The organism is Methylobacterium sp. Leaf104 (assembly GCF_001422885.1).
Classification (GTDB): domain Bacteria; phylum Pseudomonadota; class Alphaproteobacteria; order Rhizobiales; family Beijerinckiaceae; genus Methylobacterium.
In genome coordinates, this window is the sequence record NZ_LMMZ01000023.1 from 147,184 (window position 1) to 163,378 (window position 16,195).

14 protein-coding genes are annotated in these 16,195 nt (G+C 65.3%); 5 read left to right on the forward strand and 9 right to left on the reverse strand.

What is annotated here, in order from left to right; genetic code table 11:
- Window positions 1-34: 34 nt before the first annotated feature.
- From ASF49_RS13270 to ASF49_RS13280, 3 genes are read right to left on the reverse strand one after another with little or no spacing between them, the layout of a single operon-like run.
- Entirely contained in the window at window positions 35-1,384 is a 1,350-nt protein-coding gene (locus ASF49_RS13270; protein ID WP_056473494.1) for a pilus assembly protein TadG-related protein, read from the reverse strand.
- A 16-nt stretch (window positions 1,385-1,400) separates the two neighbouring features.
- Complete coding sequence (locus tag ASF49_RS13275; protein ID WP_056473496.1) at window positions 1,401-2,054, reverse strand: TadE/TadG family type IV pilus assembly protein; 654 nt, start codon at window positions 2,052-2,054, stop codon at window positions 1,401-1,403.
- A gap of 7 nt (window positions 2,055-2,061) precedes the next feature.
- A complete protein-coding gene (locus tag ASF49_RS13280) occupies window positions 2,062-2,676 on the reverse strand; it encodes a TadE/TadG family type IV pilus assembly protein (protein ID WP_056473499.1) in 615 nt (204 codons plus the stop codon).
- 313 nt (window positions 2,677-2,989) lie between these two features.
- Here ASF49_RS13280 and ASF49_RS13285 point away from each other — a divergent pair, with 313 nt between their 5' ends.
- The 4 genes from ASF49_RS13285 to ASF49_RS13300 all read left to right on the forward strand — a co-directional run bounded on the left by ASF49_RS13285 (window position 2,990) and on the right by ASF49_RS13300 (window position 8,221).
- Window positions 2,990-3,538: a formaldehyde-activating enzyme gene (locus ASF49_RS13285; RefSeq protein ID WP_056473500.1), complete on the forward strand. Its 549-nt coding sequence runs from the start codon at window positions 2,990-2,992 to the stop codon at window positions 3,536-3,538.
- Between the two features lie 173 nt (window positions 3,539-3,711).
- Window positions 3,712-4,449, forward strand: a complete 738-nt coding sequence (locus tag ASF49_RS13290; protein ID WP_056473502.1) for an RNA methyltransferase — start codon at window positions 3,712-3,714, stop codon at window positions 4,447-4,449.
- A 43-nt stretch (window positions 4,450-4,492) separates the two neighbouring features.
- On the forward strand, window positions 4,493-6,847 hold the full coding sequence (locus ASF49_RS13295) for a putative bifunctional diguanylate cyclase/phosphodiesterase (RefSeq protein ID WP_082511250.1): 2,355 nt from the start codon (window positions 4,493-4,495) through the stop codon (window positions 6,845-6,847).
- 123 nt (window positions 6,848-6,970) lie between these two features.
- Window positions 6,971-8,221 carry a glutamate carboxypeptidase gene (locus ASF49_RS13300; protein WP_056473507.1) on the forward strand — a complete coding sequence of 417 codons (1,251 nt, stop codon included), beginning with the start codon at window positions 6,971-6,973 and terminating at the stop codon, window positions 8,219-8,221.
- A 45-nt stretch (window positions 8,222-8,266) separates the two neighbouring features.
- On the opposite strand, the gene ASF49_RS13305 is transcribed toward ASF49_RS13300, so the two are convergent.
- The 4 genes from ASF49_RS13305 to ASF49_RS13315 all read right to left on the reverse strand — a co-directional run bounded on the left by ASF49_RS13305 (window position 8,267) and on the right by ASF49_RS13315 (window position 11,554).
- The gene (locus ASF49_RS13305; protein ID WP_056473508.1) at window positions 8,267-9,562 is read right to left on the reverse strand and encodes an O-acetylhomoserine aminocarboxypropyltransferase/cysteine synthase family protein; all 1,296 of its coding nucleotides are present in this window, start codon (window positions 9,560-9,562) and stop codon (window positions 8,267-8,269) included.
- Between the two features lie 34 nt (window positions 9,563-9,596).
- On the reverse strand, window positions 9,597-9,983 hold the full coding sequence (locus ASF49_RS13310; RefSeq protein ID WP_056473511.1) for a response regulator: 387 nt from the start codon (window positions 9,981-9,983) through the stop codon (window positions 9,597-9,599).
- 62 nt (window positions 9,984-10,045) lie between these two features.
- Window positions 10,046-10,204, reverse strand: coding sequence for a hypothetical protein (locus ASF49_RS23690; protein ID WP_156653002.1), 159 nt, complete (start codon window positions 10,202-10,204; stop codon window positions 10,046-10,048).
- A gap of 69 nt (window positions 10,205-10,273) precedes the next feature.
- Window positions 10,274-11,554: an O-acetylhomoserine aminocarboxypropyltransferase gene (locus ASF49_RS13315; protein WP_056473513.1), complete on the reverse strand. Its 1,281-nt coding sequence runs from the start codon at window positions 11,552-11,554 to the stop codon at window positions 10,274-10,276.
- A gap of 337 nt (window positions 11,555-11,891) precedes the next feature.
- Between ASF49_RS13315 and ASF49_RS13320 the strand changes: the two genes are divergently transcribed.
- Window positions 11,892-13,208, forward strand: a complete 1,317-nt coding sequence (locus ASF49_RS13320) for an MFS transporter (protein WP_056474353.1) — start codon at window positions 11,892-11,894, stop codon at window positions 13,206-13,208.
- 22 nt (window positions 13,209-13,230) lie between these two features.
- Here the strand turns inward: ASF49_RS13320 and ASF49_RS23130 are convergent, their stop codons facing one another.
- Together ASF49_RS23130 and ASF49_RS13325 are read right to left on the reverse strand one after the other, a co-directional pair.
- Window positions 13,231-15,591 (reverse strand): NACHT domain-containing protein, encoded by a 2,361-nt coding sequence (locus ASF49_RS23130; RefSeq protein WP_156653003.1) that lies wholly within the window; start codon window positions 15,589-15,591, stop codon window positions 13,231-13,233.
- 96 nt (window positions 15,592-15,687) lie between these two features.
- Window positions 15,688-16,113: a CoA-binding protein gene (locus ASF49_RS13325; RefSeq protein WP_056473514.1), complete on the reverse strand. Its 426-nt coding sequence runs from the start codon at window positions 16,111-16,113 to the stop codon at window positions 15,688-15,690.
- Between the last annotated feature and the right edge of the window lie 82 nt (window positions 16,114-16,195).

A 16,195-nucleotide genomic window follows, 5' to 3' on the forward strand; every position in this document is an offset into this window, starting at 1 on the left:
GCCGCCCCGCGCCCATGACAAACCTTTTGGCCTGTCAGGGATTGGCGACGAGACGCGCCTTCTTGGTCGCCTGATCGAACATCGCGTTCAGCGCCTCCTGGATCTCGCTCGCCGAACTGGCGGTGCGGAAGTAGCCCGACGAGGCGCAGTTCTGCAGCGTGGCCGGGACGCTGGGGATCAGTCCGTTCACCACGACGTTCTCGTAACCGACGTTGGTGTTGAACGGTAGGGCCAGCGGCACGTAGGGTATGTAGAGCACCGAGACGGTCACGCCCTTGTCCTTGAGCGACTTGCACAGGCTCGGATCGAGCAGCTTGGCCTGAGACCCGGTCCAGCCGGTCTTGTTGTACCAGTACTGGTTGTTTCCCATGCCGTCGGTGATCAGGAAGACGAACGGGAGCGGTCGGGCAGCGGTCGAGCCGTCGCCCACGGCGGTGATCTTGCTGGAGATCGTGGAGAAGACGTTCTCGAAATGCGTCCCGCCGCTCCCGCGCGGGACGTTGGAATCGCCGATATCCATGTAGTTCTCGAGGTTGACGCTCGTGAGCGACCCGAGATTGGTCGTGATGTCGGCGGCGGTCTCCAGGAAGCTGACGAACGGATAGAGGCCGATCCGGTACTGGTTGGTCAGGGTCTGGTTCGACTGGGCCTTGGCGATCAGCGCCTGGACGGCGTTGCTGACCGTGGCGATGCGCAGCTCGATGTTGTTCGACTTGGCGAGGTTGAAGCCCTTGTAGCCGGAGAAATGGCAGGCGAAGGCGCAGTTGTTGCCCTTCGAATCAGCCATGTCGGGGTTGAGCTTGGCGAACGCCACCTGCGCGGTGCTGGAGGTGGGAAAGCCCATCGAGCCCGAGGTGTCGAGGAGCAGGTAGAAATCGGCGAAGCTGCCCAGCGTCAGGCTCGAGGTCGAGGCGCCCGAGACCGCGATGGAGGTCAGGTTCCCGAGAACCCGGCTGAACGGGGATTCGTAGTTCGATGCGTAGGTCGCGGTCGCCGAGACGACGCCGCCGGTCCGGGTCACCGTCAGGTTCGGCGTCAGGGGCATGCTGTTGAGCATCGGACCGGCATTGACCCGGAAGGCCGCCAGACCGCGGGTCTTGCCCAGGGCCAGGGCGGAGGCGGTCGGGTTGGCCTCGTTGTTGGGATTGGTCGAGATGTAGTCCCGCGCCGCGGCGATCGCCGTGATCGTGGCGGCGTCGGCGGCGCGGTCGAAATGGGTGCGGTAGTTGATGCCGCGGACGTAGTCGACGCTGAGGCCGGTCAGGCCGATGAGCGGCACCAGGGCGAGGGCGAAGACCATGAGGACGTTGCCGCCCCGCTCGTCGCGCAGGCGCCGCAGCAGGTGCCGGGTGCGGGATATCGGGGCGACAGGTTCGGCGCGCATGGAAAATGCCTCGGAGTCAGGGGCAGGCATTGGCGGACGTCGTTCCGCCGCTCGGATCGAAGGTGATCGACGCGACGTAGCGCGGCGCGAAGTAGAAGGACTTCGCGATGTCGATCGAACCGACGACGGACTGGAGAATGAGGGGCTTGTAGCTGAAGACCACGTCGGCCACGACGAGGAAGCCGGGGCCGAAGGTGTCGCTCGGCAGGGTCGTGGGGCTCGGACCGGCCGTGTTGGGAGCCGCCACCGGAGGCGTCGTGCAGGAGCGCTTCTGGCCCGAGGTCCAGGCCACCTTCGGCGTGTAGGTGCAATTGGCGGTGCAGGTCGCCACCGTCTGGGTGAACTTGACGCCCGAGACCGACCATCTCAGCAGCGTCCAGACCGAGACGTTGGCGTCCTTGGCCGCCGACATCGCCTCCGGGAACATGACCAGCTGCGCGCGCGAGATCGCCAGGATGTCGGTCTGGGAGATCTTGCCCGTGTCGTTGCGGGCCACGAGGTCCGCCAGGGTGCTGGCGGCGAGTTCGATCTTGCGCATGTAGATGACGTAGCGGACGAGATCGAAGGTCACCGCCGAGAGCGTGATCAGCAGGGGCATGATCAGCGCGAACTCGACGAGGGCGATTCCGCGCCCGTCCCGTCCGAAGCGTCTGAGGAGGGTGCGGCTCATCGCGGCGTCAGCACCCGGTCGAGACGCTGGCGGTGGTGAAGGGCTCGTTGCGGAACGCCACCGCCGCGCGGGCGAACACGGCCGAGCCGCCCTTCCAGGGGGAGCTCAGCTTCAGGGTGATCCAGAGCGGGCTGAACACCGGGACCGCGTAGAAGACCTGGATGTAGCCGTAGGTGCCCGGCGCCCCGGTGCAGTACGAGGTCTGGCTGTTGTCCATGGCGACGGGCTTGAGGCTGCGCTCGTCCGGGCTGACGAACACCGAGTAGCCGCCGCCCGAGCCCGACAGGGTCGTGGTCTGCAGGCTGGTGACGATGTTGTCGCAGGAGAGGCCGGCGATCAGCTTGGTGCAGACCACCGAGTTGCGGAAGCCGTTCGCGGTGGAGGCGGCGTCGGTCAGGGCGCCGATCATGATCGTCCGGCTCGTGTCGGCCGTCGCCTTCTCCAGGGCGGCGTAGCAGAACACGTAGAGGCCGGCCTGGAGGATCTCGACGAAGACCATGATGAAGAGCGGCATGACGAGCGCGAATTCGACCGCGGTCGCTCCGCCCGAAGCTCGGCGAAAGCGGCACAACCAGCCTTTCTTCTTGAGCGCGCAGGACATGCCGGTGCCGAAATCGATCATTGTCTGGTGACGCGGGTCGCCTGTCCTTGCGATCACGGTCCGACCCGAAGGTTCCACGACCGTCGTCTCGAACAGGCGATGCCCGTGTCCCGTATCGATCAGCGATGCACGGCAAGCCTTAAGGTCGGATTACCCGGTTCCCTCGAGGTCGCGGTCCGCCTCACCGGGCTGTGGATGCGCCGCGACAGGGCGCCATGCGGGGGCGGGGGTGGACATTGGGCGCCACACCCGGATTCTGCCGTCCCCGTGGAACCGGCCGGACGGCACGCCTGCGCGCCTCCGGCGGCTCCGCACCCCCTCTCGAGAGATCACCATGAGCGAACGCATCATCCTCCGGGCCGGCGAGGCCCTGGTCGCCGGCGGGCCGCCGAACACGGCGTCCGAGCCCGAGGTGATCATCGGCGAGCTCGACGGGCCGGTGGGCACCGCGCTCGCCACCCTCACGGGCGACCAGGTGGTCGGCCACAGCCGGGTCTTCGCGCTCCTGAACACCGACATCATGGTGCGGCCGGTGACCTTGTGCGTCTCGAAGGTCAGCGTCACGGAGAGCAAGTACACCTCGATCCTGATGGGCACGGTGCAGTTCGCCATCGCCAACGGCGTGCTCGATGCGGTCCGCGCCGGCTACATTCCGAAGGAGAAGGCGAACGACCTCGGCATCATCTGCTCGGTCTGGCTCAGCCCCGGCGTGATCGAGGCGCAGAGCGTCGACCACAAGGCGCTGTTCGACATCCAGCGCCGGGGCATGACCGAGGCGATCCGCAAGGCGATGACCAACGAGCCGTCCATCGACTGGCTCCTGGAGAACCAGGACAGGATCGTCCACAAATATTACCAGATGGGCCTCGACGGAAAGATCTGAGGCCGCGACCGGCCGGGGCCGGCCGCGGGCGCTTTGCCCTCCCGGCCGGCCCGTGCGAGAGGGCCGGCCGGGCGCCGCCGGACCCGCCCCGGCCGATCCCGAAGCTTGCGATGCGATGACGTCAGACCCCGATGAACACTGCCCGATGAATACCGCCCGGTGAATACTGCCCGATGAATCCGTCCGAGTCCCCCGCCGGCCCCGTCGTCATCCTGGTCCAGCCCCAGCTCGCCGAGAACATCGGCATGACGGCGCGGGCGATGGCGAATTTCGGCCTGTCGGAGCTGCGCCTGGTGGCGCCGAAGAACGGCTGGCCCAAGAAGGGCGTGCGCGAGGCGGCCTCTGGCGCGACCCACATCCTCGACGGCGCCGTGGTGTTCGACACCCTGGGCGCGGCGATCGCCGACATGCACTACGTGCTGGCGACCACGGCCCGCGAGCGCGGGCAGATGAAGCGGGTCTTTCCCCCGGACGAAGCGATGCGCGACGTCGCGGCCCGGGCCGGCCAGCGGGTCGGCATCCTGTTCGGCCGCGAGCGGTCCGGCCTCGACAACGACGAGGTGTCGCTGGCCGACGCCATCGTCACCTTCCCGGTCGATCCCCGCTTCTCCTCGCTCAACCTCGCCCAGGGCGTGCTGCTGATGGGCTACGAGTGGCGCCGGGCGGCCGGCCTCTCGGCGCTGCCCTTCAGCGGCGAGATGCTGTCGCCCCCCGCCACCCGCGAGGCGATGGCCTCTCTGTTCGGAACCCTGGAGGACAGCCTCGCGGCGGCCGGGTTCTATCCGCCGGAGAAGCGGGACATCATCGCCCGCAACATGCGCGACATGCTCCACCGCATGGCCATGACCGAGCAGGACGTGCGCACGATGCGGGGGGCGCTGCGCGCCCTGATGAGCCGCCGGCCGCAGTGAGGAGAGACTGCGCAGGCGCTCTTAACCCGCGCGCTATATTTGCATGGCACACTACAGCGGCATGCAGAACGATCGTCTCACGACCTTCGGGGGCGAATTCGCCTGCCGATCCCGCGAAGCGGCGTTCCGGGCGGAGCGGCTGCCGGAGACCCTGCGCCACACGCAGCTGATCTTCCTCGTCTGCATCGCCATCGAGGTGCTGCTTCTGGCCGCCGACGGCACCCTGACCGGCGGTCAGGCCGCCTTCGGCCCGATGCTGGCGGCGCGCCTCGGCATCGTCGCGGCAACGCTGGCGAGCCTCCTCGTCCTGCCGCGCATCCGGCACTTCTCCGGCCTGCAATGGCTGCTCGTCACCTGGCAGGCCGTGCTCAGCGTGGCGGCCTCCGTCCTGTGCGCCTCCCAGTCGGACGTCGCCCTGGCGGCGACCCTGATGATCCCGGCCGCCTTCATGCTGGTGCTGCCGCTGCGCTTCGCCTGGACGGTGGCCGCCGGCAGCTTCTCGGCGATCGTGCTGCTGGCGGGCTACCTGATGCCGCGGGCCCTGCCGGTGACGGTGATCGGCCTGACCCTCGAGGTCGTCCTCGCGAATCTGACGATCCTGCTGTTCGTGGCGTGGTCGAACCGGCTCAGGCGCCTCGAATGGTCGGCGACCGAGGCCGAGCGCCGGACGAACGGGGCGCTCGCGGAGAGCCGCGCGCTGTTCGAGACGATGTTCCGGGCGGTACCGGTTCCGATCGTCGTCTCGCTGGCGGCCAACGGGCAGATCATCAGCACCAACGATGCCGGGATCGCGTTCTTCGGGCTCGCCCCCGGGGACGCCCTGTCGAACTACGCCAACCGGACCTTCATCGCCTCCGCCGATCGCCGCGAGATGCAGGCCGTGCTCGACCGCCAGGCCGTCGTCCGGGACCGGGAGACGAGCATCGTCACGCTCACGGGCGAGCGCCGGGAGGTCCTCCTGTCGATCGAATGCGTTCAGATCGACGGGACGGCCTGTCACGTGTCCAGCCTCGTCGACATCACCAGCCGGAAGGCCGCCGAGGCGCAGATCCGCACGGCCGCCCATCACGACGTGCTTACCGGATTGCCGAACCGGGCCCTGTTCCAGGCGACCCTCGATGCCGCCCTGGGGCGGGCCGCGGCGGAATCCGCCCCGGTCGGGCTGATCCTGCTCGACCTCGACGCGTTCAAGGAGGTCAACGACACCCTCGGGCACGATTCCGGCGACGCGCTCCTGAAGGAGGTCGCCCGCCGCCTGTGCGGCGTCATCGGACCCGACGACCTCGTCGCCCGCCTCGGCGGCGACGAGTTCGTGGTCCTCTCCACCGGGCGCGACGCGTCCGGACGGTCGAGCATCCACGGCCTCGCGACGGACATCCTGGACGCCCTGCACCCGCCGATGTCGATCAGCGGGCGCGTCGTGGCGCCCCGGGCCAGCCTCGGCCTCGCCCTCTATCCCGATCATGCCGGCAATTCGGCCGACCTGTTCACCAATGCCGACCTCGCCCTCTACGCCGCCAAGGCCTCGGGGCGGAACCGCGCGACCCTGTTCGTTCCGGCCCTGCGCGCCAGCATCGAGGACCGGGTGACGGTGACGCGCGAGATGCGCGCCGCCCTCGACGCGGGCGGCGGGCTCGTGCCCCACTACCAGCCGAAGATCAACCTGGCCTCCGGGGCGGTGATCGGCTTCGAGGCCCTGGCGCGGTGGCAGCACCCGACCCGGGGGCTGCTGATGCCCGGCGCCTTCTCGGCGGTGTTCGACGATCCCGAGATCGGCGTCGCGGTGGGCGATGCCCTGCGCCGCCGGATCATCGCCGACATCCTGCACTGGACCAGCCTCGGACTCGATCCCGGCCGCGTCTTCCTCAACCTCTCCTCGGTGCAGTTCGCGCAGGGCGACCTCGCCCGCACCTTCCTGAACGACGTCGACACCGCCGGACTTGCGCGCAGCCGGATCGGCGTCGAGGTGACCGAGACCGTCCTCCTCGGCAGCCATGTCGACCGGGTCAGCGACGTGCTGGCCGAGCTGCACGGCAGCGGCATCCAGGTGGCGCTGGACGATTTCGGCACCGGCTACGCCTCGCTCACCCACCTGAAGCAGTTCCCGGTGCACGAGATCAAGGTCGACCGCAGCTTCATCCGCGACCTGGAGCGCGACGCCAACGACGCCGCCATCGTCACGGCGGTGCTCCAGCTCGGCCGCAGCCTCGGCCTCGACGTCACCGCCGAGGGGGTCGAGACCCCGGAGCAGGCCGCCTTCCTGCGCGAGAACGGCTGCACCCACGTGCAGGGATACCTCTACGGCAAGCCGATGCCGGAAGGCCGCGTACCCTGGTTCCTGGGCAACCACGCGGAGACCCTGGACAAAGCTGCGAGCCCGATCCTGCGCATCGCCTGAGGCGACCGGGCCTCGCCGGTGCGGCGCTTCCCGCCGAGTTGATGCCCCGGCGATTTCGGAGCATGGCTGCCCCATGCTCCGAGAAGGCGAGCCCGGCCTCGCCCTTCGCCGATCAGGATCGCCATGCGCCCGAACGCTGCCCTCGCCCTCGCGCTGCTCGTCATCCTGTCGCCCGTCGCCGCGTGGGCCGCGCCGGACGAGGCCGTGCTCGCGGCGGTCAAGGCCCAGGACGGCCCCTATCGCGAGACCCTGAAGGGTCTGGTGGACGTCGATACCGGCACCGGCGACGTCCCCGGTCTCGCCAAGGTCGAGGCGGTCCTGAGGTCGCGCCTGGAGGCGGCGGGGCTCGCGGTGGAGAGCCGGGCCGCCCCCGCCTTCGGCGGCAACACCCTGATCGGCACGCGATCCGGCACGGGCACGCGCAAGATCATGCTGCTGGTGCATTACGACACCGTCTTCGCGACCGGCGACGCCGCCAAGCGCCCCTATACCGAGCGCGACAGCCGTGCCTACGGCCCCGGCGTCGCCGATGCCAAGGGCGGGATCGCGATGATCCTGCACCTGATGGCGGCTCTCGAGACCCTGCGCTTCGACCGCTACGGCACCCTCACGGTGGTGTTCAATCCCGACGAGGAGCGCGGCTCGCGAGGGTCGCGCGACGAGATCGCCCGGGTCGCCCGCGAGCAGGACGTGGTGCTGTCCTTCGAGCCGTCCTTCGCGGATGCCGGCGTCGATGCCGTCACGGTGGCCACCAAGGGGATCAACTACGCGAGCCTGACCGTGAAGGGCCGCGCCTCCCATGCCGGCGGCGCCCCGGAGGCCGGCCGCAACGCCGTGGTCGAGCTCGCCCACCAGATCCTGCAGCTGCAGGACCTCGGAGACTCCGGCAAGGGGACCAGCCTGCACTGGACCGTGGTCCAGGGCGGGACCAAGCCGAACATCATCCCGGAGGCGGCCCGGGCGGAGGGCGACATGCGCTACTTCGTGCCCGGCGAGTACGACAGGGTGCTGACCCAGGCCCGCCGGATCGTCGGCAGCCATCGCGTGCCCGACACGCAGGTCAGCTTCGATCTCGCCCGGGGCCGGCCGCCGCTGCCGCAGAACCCGGCGACGCAGGCGCTCGGCGAACGGGCCCGGGCGATCTATGGCGAGCTGGGCGCCCCGCTCGCCCTGGCGGAGATCGGCGGCGGCACCGATGCGGGCTACGCCTTCCAGCCGGACAGCCCGGCGAAGCCCGCTTTGCTCGAGTCCCTCGGCATCGTCGGCGGCCACTATCACAGCGCCGACGAGTTCGCCGTGCTCGCCAGCATCACGCCGCGGCTCTACCTCGCGACCCGCCTGGTGATGGAGGTGTCCCAGGAAAGCGGGCGCTGACCCGGCGCGGATTCCGGTCCCGGCAACGCCGCGACCGGGGCCGCGTCAGCCCAGCTGCGCCAGGGCCTGCTCGACGTCGGCGATGAGGTCCTCGACGCTCTCCAGGCCGATCGAGAGGCGCACCGTCTCGGGGCCGACCTTGGCGGCGGCCTTGTCGGCGGGGTCGAGCTGGCGGTGGGTCGTGGTGGCCGGGTGGATCGCCAGGGACTTGATCTCGCCGATGTTCACGAGATGCGAGATCAGCTTCAGGCTCATGATGAACCTGACCGCCTCCGCCTCGCCGCCCTTCAGCGCGACGGTGAAGATCGAGCCCGGCCCCTGCGGCACGTAGCGCGCGGCCATCGCCTCGCCCTCCTGGCCAGGCAGCGCCGGGTAGCTCACCCAGGCCACGGCCGGATGGTCCTTCAGGAAGGCCGCCACGGCCTTGGCGTTCGAACAATGCCGCTCCATCCGCAGCGGCAGGGTCTCGATGCCGGTCAGCGTCAGGAAGGCGTTCATGGGCGACAGGCCGGGGCCGAGCTCGCGCATGCCGAAGACGCGGCAGGCCGAGGCGAAGGCGAAGTCCGGGAAGCGCTCGGTGAGCACGAGGCCGTCGTAATCGGCCCAGGGCTCGCTCATCAGGTTGTAGCGGCCGGGGATCGCGGCCCAGTCGAACCGGCCCGCGTCGCAGATCACGCCGCCGATGGTCTGGCCCGAGCCGCCGAGGAACTTCGAGGTCGAGTGGATGACGATGTCGGCGCCGTGCTCGATCGGCCGGATCAGGGCCGGGGAGGCGAGGGTGTTGTCGACGACCAGCGGCAGGCCGTGCCGGCGCGCCACCTCGGCGATGCCGGCCAGATCCATCACGGTGGCGCAGGGATTGACGATGGATTCGCAGACGATCGCCCGGGTCTCCGGGGTGATCTCGGCCTCGAAATCGGCGGGGGTCAGACCCTTGGTGAACTGGGGCTTGAGGTCGTAGCGCCCGTCGAGGCGGTTCATCAGGCCGAGGGATCCGCCGAAGAGGCGCGAGGAGGCGACGTAGGCCTCGCCGCTCTTCATCAGGGTCATCAGCACCATGAGCACGGCCGACTGGCCCGAGGCCACCGCCACGGCGGCCTTGGCGCCTTCCAGCGCGGCGACGCGGCGCTCCAGGGCGGCCACGGTCGGGTTCGAGCCGCGCGAGTAGGAGAACCCGGTGCGGCGCATGGCGAAGATGTCCGCCGCCTGCTGGGTGTCCTCGAAGACGAAGCCGTTGGTGAAGTAGATCGGCTGGGCCCGGGCGCCGGTGGCGGGGTCGGGCGCGGCGCCGGCATGGATCGCCTGGGTCGCGAAGCGATGGGTCTGGGTCTCGGTGGCCATCGGGGCCTCCCGTCTGTGAAGGTCGGGGGAGCGGTCAGGCGGCGCGGCGGGCGAAGGCGCGCAGGGTCCGGACCAGGGTCGAGGGCTCGTAGGGCTTCGGGATGAAGCGCGCCCCGTCGGGCATGTCGTGCGGGCCGGGCGTGCCCATGCCGGAGACGACGAGCACCGGGATCGCGGGCCAGCGATGCGCCACCAGGCGGGCCAGGGCGAAGCCGTCCATGGAGCCGCGCGGCATGTCGACGTCGGTCATCAGCACGCCGACGTCGCCGCGGCTCTCCAGCACCGTCAGGGCGTTGTCGGCGTGGCTGGCCTCCAGCACCTCGAACCCGGCCTCCGCGAGGGTGTCGGCGGCTTCCATCAGGAGCAGGCCGTCATCTTCGACGAGGAGCACGACGGGGAGGTCTGGCGGGTCTTGCTGCATCGGCGGCCGGACGATCTCGCGACAGGGGTGAGACGGGGGCCTAGGCCCAGCCGGCGGTGGCGTCAATAACGGCCGGTGTCGCGCATCCGTTTCGCCGGGGCCGGCAGGCGCCGCGCCGGCATCTCCGGGGCGAAGGCCACCGCGAGGACGACGAGGGCCGCCAGGATGGCCAGGAACGCCAGTCCGTCGTTGATCTGTTCCACGAATGCCCAGGCCGACATCGCCACCTCCGGTGATCGCGGCCCCAGCCTCGGCCCAACTTGGTAAAGGGAGGGTTAACACGGCTCCACTCAAGCGCTCAGGGCCGCGTCGAGGTCGGCGATCAAATCCTGTGGATCCTCGAGGCCGACCGAGAGCCGCACCACCTCCGGGCCGGCCCCGGCGGCGACCCGCTGCGGGTCGGTGAGCTGGCGGTGGGTGGTGGAGGCCGGGTGGATGATCAGCGAGCGGGTGTCGCCGATATTGGCCAGATGCGAGAACAGGGTCAGGTTCGCGACGAGCTCGACGCCCGCCTCGTAGCCGCCCTTGAGGCCGAGGGTGAACACCGCGCCGGCGCCGTGCGGCGTGTAGCGCCGGGCGAGCTGGTGGTACCTGTCCGTCTCCAGCCCCGGATAGCTGACCCAGGCCACCGCCGGGTGGCTCTGCAGGAAGCTCGCCACGGCCAGCGCGTTGTCGCAGTGGCGCTGCATGCGCAGGGGCAGGGTCTCGATGCCCGAGAGCAGCAGGAAGGCGTTGAAGGGCGAGAGCGCCGGCCCGAGGTCGCGCAGGCCCAGCACCCGCACCGCGATGGCGAAGGCGAAGTTGCCGAAGGTCTCGCCCAGCACCATCCCGGCATATTCCGGCCGCGGCGCCGACAGCATCGGGTAGCGCGCGTCGCCCGCCCACGGGAAGGTGCCGCCGTCGACCACGAGGCCGCCGATGGAATTGCCGTGGCCGCCGAGGAACTTCGTCGCCGAGTGCACGACGATGTCGGCCCCGTGCTCGAAGGGGCGGATCAGGTAGGGGCTCGCCATCGTGTTGTCGACGATGAGCGGGATGTTGTGGCGCCTGGCGATCTCCGAGAGCGCCGCGATGTCGGTGATGACCCCGCCCGGATTGGCGATCGACTCGCAGAAGATCGCCTTGGTGCGCGGCGTGATCGCGCGCTCGAAGGAGGCGGGGTCGTCGGTCTGCGCCCAGACCACGTTCCAGCCGAAGTTCTTGTAGGAATGGTTGAACTGGTTGATCGAGCCGCCGTAGAGCCGGTCGGCCGCGATGAACTCGTCGCCGGGCTGCATCAGGGCGTGCATCACCAGGAACTCGGCGGCGTGGCCCGAGGCCACCGCCACCGCGGCGGTGCCGCCCTCCAGCGCCGCGACGCGCTCCTCCAGCACCGCGTTGGTCGGGTTGGTGATGCGCGAGTAGATGTTGCCGAAGGCCTGGAGCCCGAACAGCGAGGCGGCGTGCTCGGCATCGTCGAACACGAACGAGGCGGTCTGGTAGATCGGGGTGGCGCGCGCGCCCGTGGTCGGGTCGGGCGCGGCGCCGGCATGGATGGCCCGCGTGTTGAAGCCAGGCAGACGATCGGTCATCGAGAAATCCTCCCGGGCCCGCCGGCCCGCTCGCGCGTGTGGTCTCTTGCCTGTCTTCTAGCGCCGGACCGGGCACCGGCGGAAGAGCACGCCATCCGCTGAAACGAACGAGAGTTCTTTATGACGGACGGGGGAGGGGGTCAAGGCGGGGCGCTCGCGCCGTCCCCCTCCTTGCGGGGAGGGATCGCGGGTGGGGGTGGCTAGGTGACCCGCGGCGTGCGGAGGCCGCCGGTGCCGCCGCCACCCCTGATCCCTCCCCGCAAGGGGGAGGGGAAGCCGCGCCCGGCCCCGAAACCAGCGCTATCCTGCCGGTCGCGCCTGAGCTATGGCCCCGGCCATGAGCCAGACCGCGACCCGCCCGACCCTCGCCCGCCCGCAGACGACGCCCGAGGCGGCCGTGCCGGCGGCGCGCATCCTCATCGCCAGCTTCGTCGGCACCGCGATCGAGTTTTACGACTTCTACGTCTACGCCACGGCCGCCGCCCTGGTGATCGGGCCGATCTTCTTCCCGCCCGGCGATCCGGCGGTGCAGACGCTGGCCGCCTTCGCGACCTTCTCCATCGCCTTCATCGCGCGGCCCATGGGCGCGGCCTTCTTCGGCCATTTCGGCGACCGGGTCGGGCGCAAGGCGACCCTGGTGGCCTCCCTGATGATCATGGGCCTGTCGACGGTGCTGATCGGCTGCCTGCCCTCCTATGCCACCGCCGGCTGGTGGGCGCCCTTCGCCCTCTGCGTGCTGCGCTTCGGCCAGGGCGTCGGCTTCGGCGGCGAGTGGGGCGGGGCGGCCCTGCTGGCGGTGGAGAACGCGCCGCCGGGCCGGCGCGCGCTCTACGGCATCTTCCCGCAGCTCGGCGCGCCCGTGGGCTTCATCACCGCCAATCTGGGCTTCCTCGGCCTCGCCCTGGCGCTCAGCCCCGCCGACTTCCAGGCCTGGGGCTGGCGCATCCCGTTCCTGGCGTCGGCCGTCCTCGTGGGCGTCGGGCTCTATGTGCGCCTCAAGCTCACCGAGACCCCGGTCTTCAAGGCCGCCCTGGAGAAGGCCGCCCCCGAGAAGGTGCCGCTGGCGGTGATCTTCACGAAGTACATCCGCGCGACCCTGCTCGGCACCTTCGCGATGGTGGCCTGCTACGCGGTCTTCTACCTCTCCACCGTCTTCGCCCTGAGCTACGGCGTCTCGACGCTGGGCTTCACCCGGCCGACCTTCCTGCTCTTCGAGTGCGTGGCCGTGCTGTTCATGGGCCTCGGCATCCCGCTCTCGGGCTGGGCCGCCGATGCTTATGGCCGCCGCCCCGTCCTGCTCTCCGGCCTGATCTTCACCGCGAGCCTCGGCCTGCTGATGGGCCCGATGCTCGGCAGCGGCCAGGGCGGCCTCGTCCTCGGCTTCCTGTGCCTGGGCCTGTTCGCGATGGGCTGGCTGTTCGGCCCCATGGGCGCGCTGCTGCCCGAACTCTTCCCGACCCGCGTGCGCTACACCGGCGCCAGCGTGACCTACAACCTCGCGGGGATTTTGGGGGCCTCCGCTGCGCCGTACCTGGCGCAGCGGCTGTCGGAGTGGGGTGGTGTCGGTTGGGTGGGGCTTTATCTGGCCGTGGCGGCTGGGGTTAGTTTTGTGGCTGTGGCTTTGATGACAGAAACGAAAAACGAAACCATCTAAAATATCAAAGCTACTAAGCATTCTATATATCAATGCGTGCCGCTATACCTTTGCGCAAAACATCAAGAGCGTTACTAAATAATGTCGATTTAACCCCAGTCATAACCTGATCAAATTCAAATCTGTAAGTATTTATGTTTGATCTTTCAATGGGCAACCGGCCAGCCGGCACCAGTCTAGGAGGACGAATATTATAGACATCGTTATAAAATCTGTCGAAATCAACTACTATCACTGGCTTTCCAGCAGAGCTGGCCTCTGCCGCAATTCTTGAATTTCGTAATATCAAAAATTCGAACAAGTTCTTTCGCGAAAATGACAATTTTGGAAATGTTGCTACTTCCGTTTGCTTGAAGTACCAATATTTCCATTCAACAGCTGCCAAACATTGCCTAATAACAGCTTCCGCCAATAGCTTCGCGCTTGCAGTTCCTGTGTTCGACCGAATGAAATCAGCAGCAAAAACTAATGCAGTTTCACGTTTTTCCACCGTTTCAGATTGAAAATCTTCCAGTATAAGTTTTACAATGTCTTCTCCGTTGCCATGGTCCATATCCTCGGTATAAATAAACGCATAGCGAAGAAGCATACTTGCGGCCGCTTGAGATTTTCGAATGTCTATTCCTTTTTCGTTAGTATAAATACATATTTGTGCTAACAAATAAATTTCTATCTCAGCAGATGAAATCTGCATAAGCTCAAATATATAACCCATAAAATCATCGACAAGCCGTCCCTGGACTATAAAGTTCATAATCTCAGGATTAATATTATTATTGATCTGAGCCAAAGTCATTCTTGATGCTCGACTTCTAGCAAGTTTTTTTGAAACAAAATATTCGAGGAATGAACGATGGGAAAAATAATAATTCTCACCAAATTTTCGCTCGACGAAAGATCCCGAGAAGATTTCCCGATACATTGCCTCATCAGAAATTTCTGTCTGAGCAGGGAATGCCTGTCGAATGTATGAGGGTGGCACCTCCCTCGGATTGAAACTTAAGGAACGCCCATTTGTCTTTTCCCAGAGCCACCAAGCTATCTCTTCGATAGCAGACTGTCTCACAGCGGAGTCTATAAACGATCGTTCTACTTTTTGAGATTCGCGCTCAGCGATGCGCGAAGTTGAAACGCTATATAACTCAAAAACGTTAAATTCCCTAAGTTTTACACTTTCGTCAGTTGCAATGTCAGAAAAAATCTTGAGATGGACTGGTCGAAAAAGATCTTCTCTGATTTTAAGCTTGGAAAATTCATCCAGCCGGCCATCAATCCAAGCCTGTTGATCGGCTTGAATCACGCCATCAGAACTTCTATTTCGACAGTGATTTTCCAGATACAGTCTTAGGAAAAGTCGGGCATCTTCCATAGAAAAATATTGCATTTCTATTTCAATATATTTCGGCCAGTCAGCTACATTAGCTACATACTCGCCTGTACTTCTCATGCCCCGGAGCACCCAATTATGCTCGTCGTCTGAGAGAAATGCGTTCGGACGCCCGGCAACAATGATTTTTGCCTTGCCCTTTAATATGCTATTGATCTGAGAAAAATTATATTTGAAATCCGCCCAGTTAAGGGCGTGCTTCATTTCATCAAAACCATCAAATATTACAACAAATTTCCCATTCTTGTTGAATCTCAGAAATTTTTCGAAATAATAGTCTTTTATACGATATCTCTGAGCAATGGTTTTCGCAATAAGCCCGTCTAAGTCCTGTTGTTTTGAAATGTCGGATAATCTGACGTAGATAGGAACGCGATTGACTGCGTCATTCAAATATTTCTTGCTAATCTCCGAAACAAGGTACCTGCAAAACGACGTTTTCCCCATTCCATACCCACCGAGCAGAGCAAGTGGACGATTTTCATCACTGTCTATCCAAGAAATAACTGATTCTATAAGCTTTTTACCTTCCGAGTCTCTTTGTTGAATGTAATAATGATTTAGATCATCTTCGTTGAAAACCTCCATTAGCTGCCTTACATACCGACGAAAGCCATGCGCACGCTCTTCGAACTCTGCAATAGTAAAAATTGATAGATTAGGTCGATTTTCCGCCCAGTTCTTCGCCTCAGGCGAATAGTCTTTCCTAGCAATAACCCAAATTTGGTTTATCTTTTTTGCTTCTATTAAGCTAAGGTGATCTGCATATATTTCTGTAATATCTTGTTGACTCAAGTTTTTTGAAACATTCTTGCATTCGATCGCAATCGTCTGCGTTACGAAATCATCGTCCAGACGAAGAATTATGTCTATTTTCTTTGTATCTACCCGCTGCTCTCGCGAAATACTATGTCCATCTGCTTCAAGTATTTCTATAACATAATCTCTTAGTTCGTCTCCGAGAGCCGTATTCGTGATTTTTCTCGTGCCAGTCAAAACTAACCCCTGCGTCTAAGGCAATCTACAGCCTAATTTATATTTCATAAATTGCAACAACGACGCATTATTCAACTAGAAGAATTGGTGTTCCATCTAACGGAAAATCTCAATCTTCGGACACCGATCCATCACGACAATCAACCCCGCCGCCTCAGCCCGCGAGGCGGCGGAAAGATCCCGCACGCCGATCTGCATCCAGATGAAGCGCGGCGGCTGGGGGAGGGCGAGGGCCTCGTCCACCACGCCGCCGGCGGCGTCGGAGCTCCGAAAGATCTCGACCATGTCGACGGGCTCGGGCAGGTCGGCGAGGCGGGCATAGACGGGCTGGCCCTGGAGACTCTGCCCGGCGAGCCCGGGATTGACCGGGATCACCCGGTAGCCGCGCGCCAGCAGGAAGGCCATGACGTGGTGGCTCGGCCGGGCCGGGTTGGCCGAGGCGCCGACCAGGGCGATGGTCCGGGTCTCGGCGAGCACCCGGCGAATCAGGGCGGGGTCGTAGGCATCGTGGGACTGGCGCATCCCCGATCTTGTCGGGCAAGCGGGGGCGTGCTGCAAGGCTTCGCGGGTCGTCCGCAAGACGTCGCGCGGTTTCCCCAGGTCA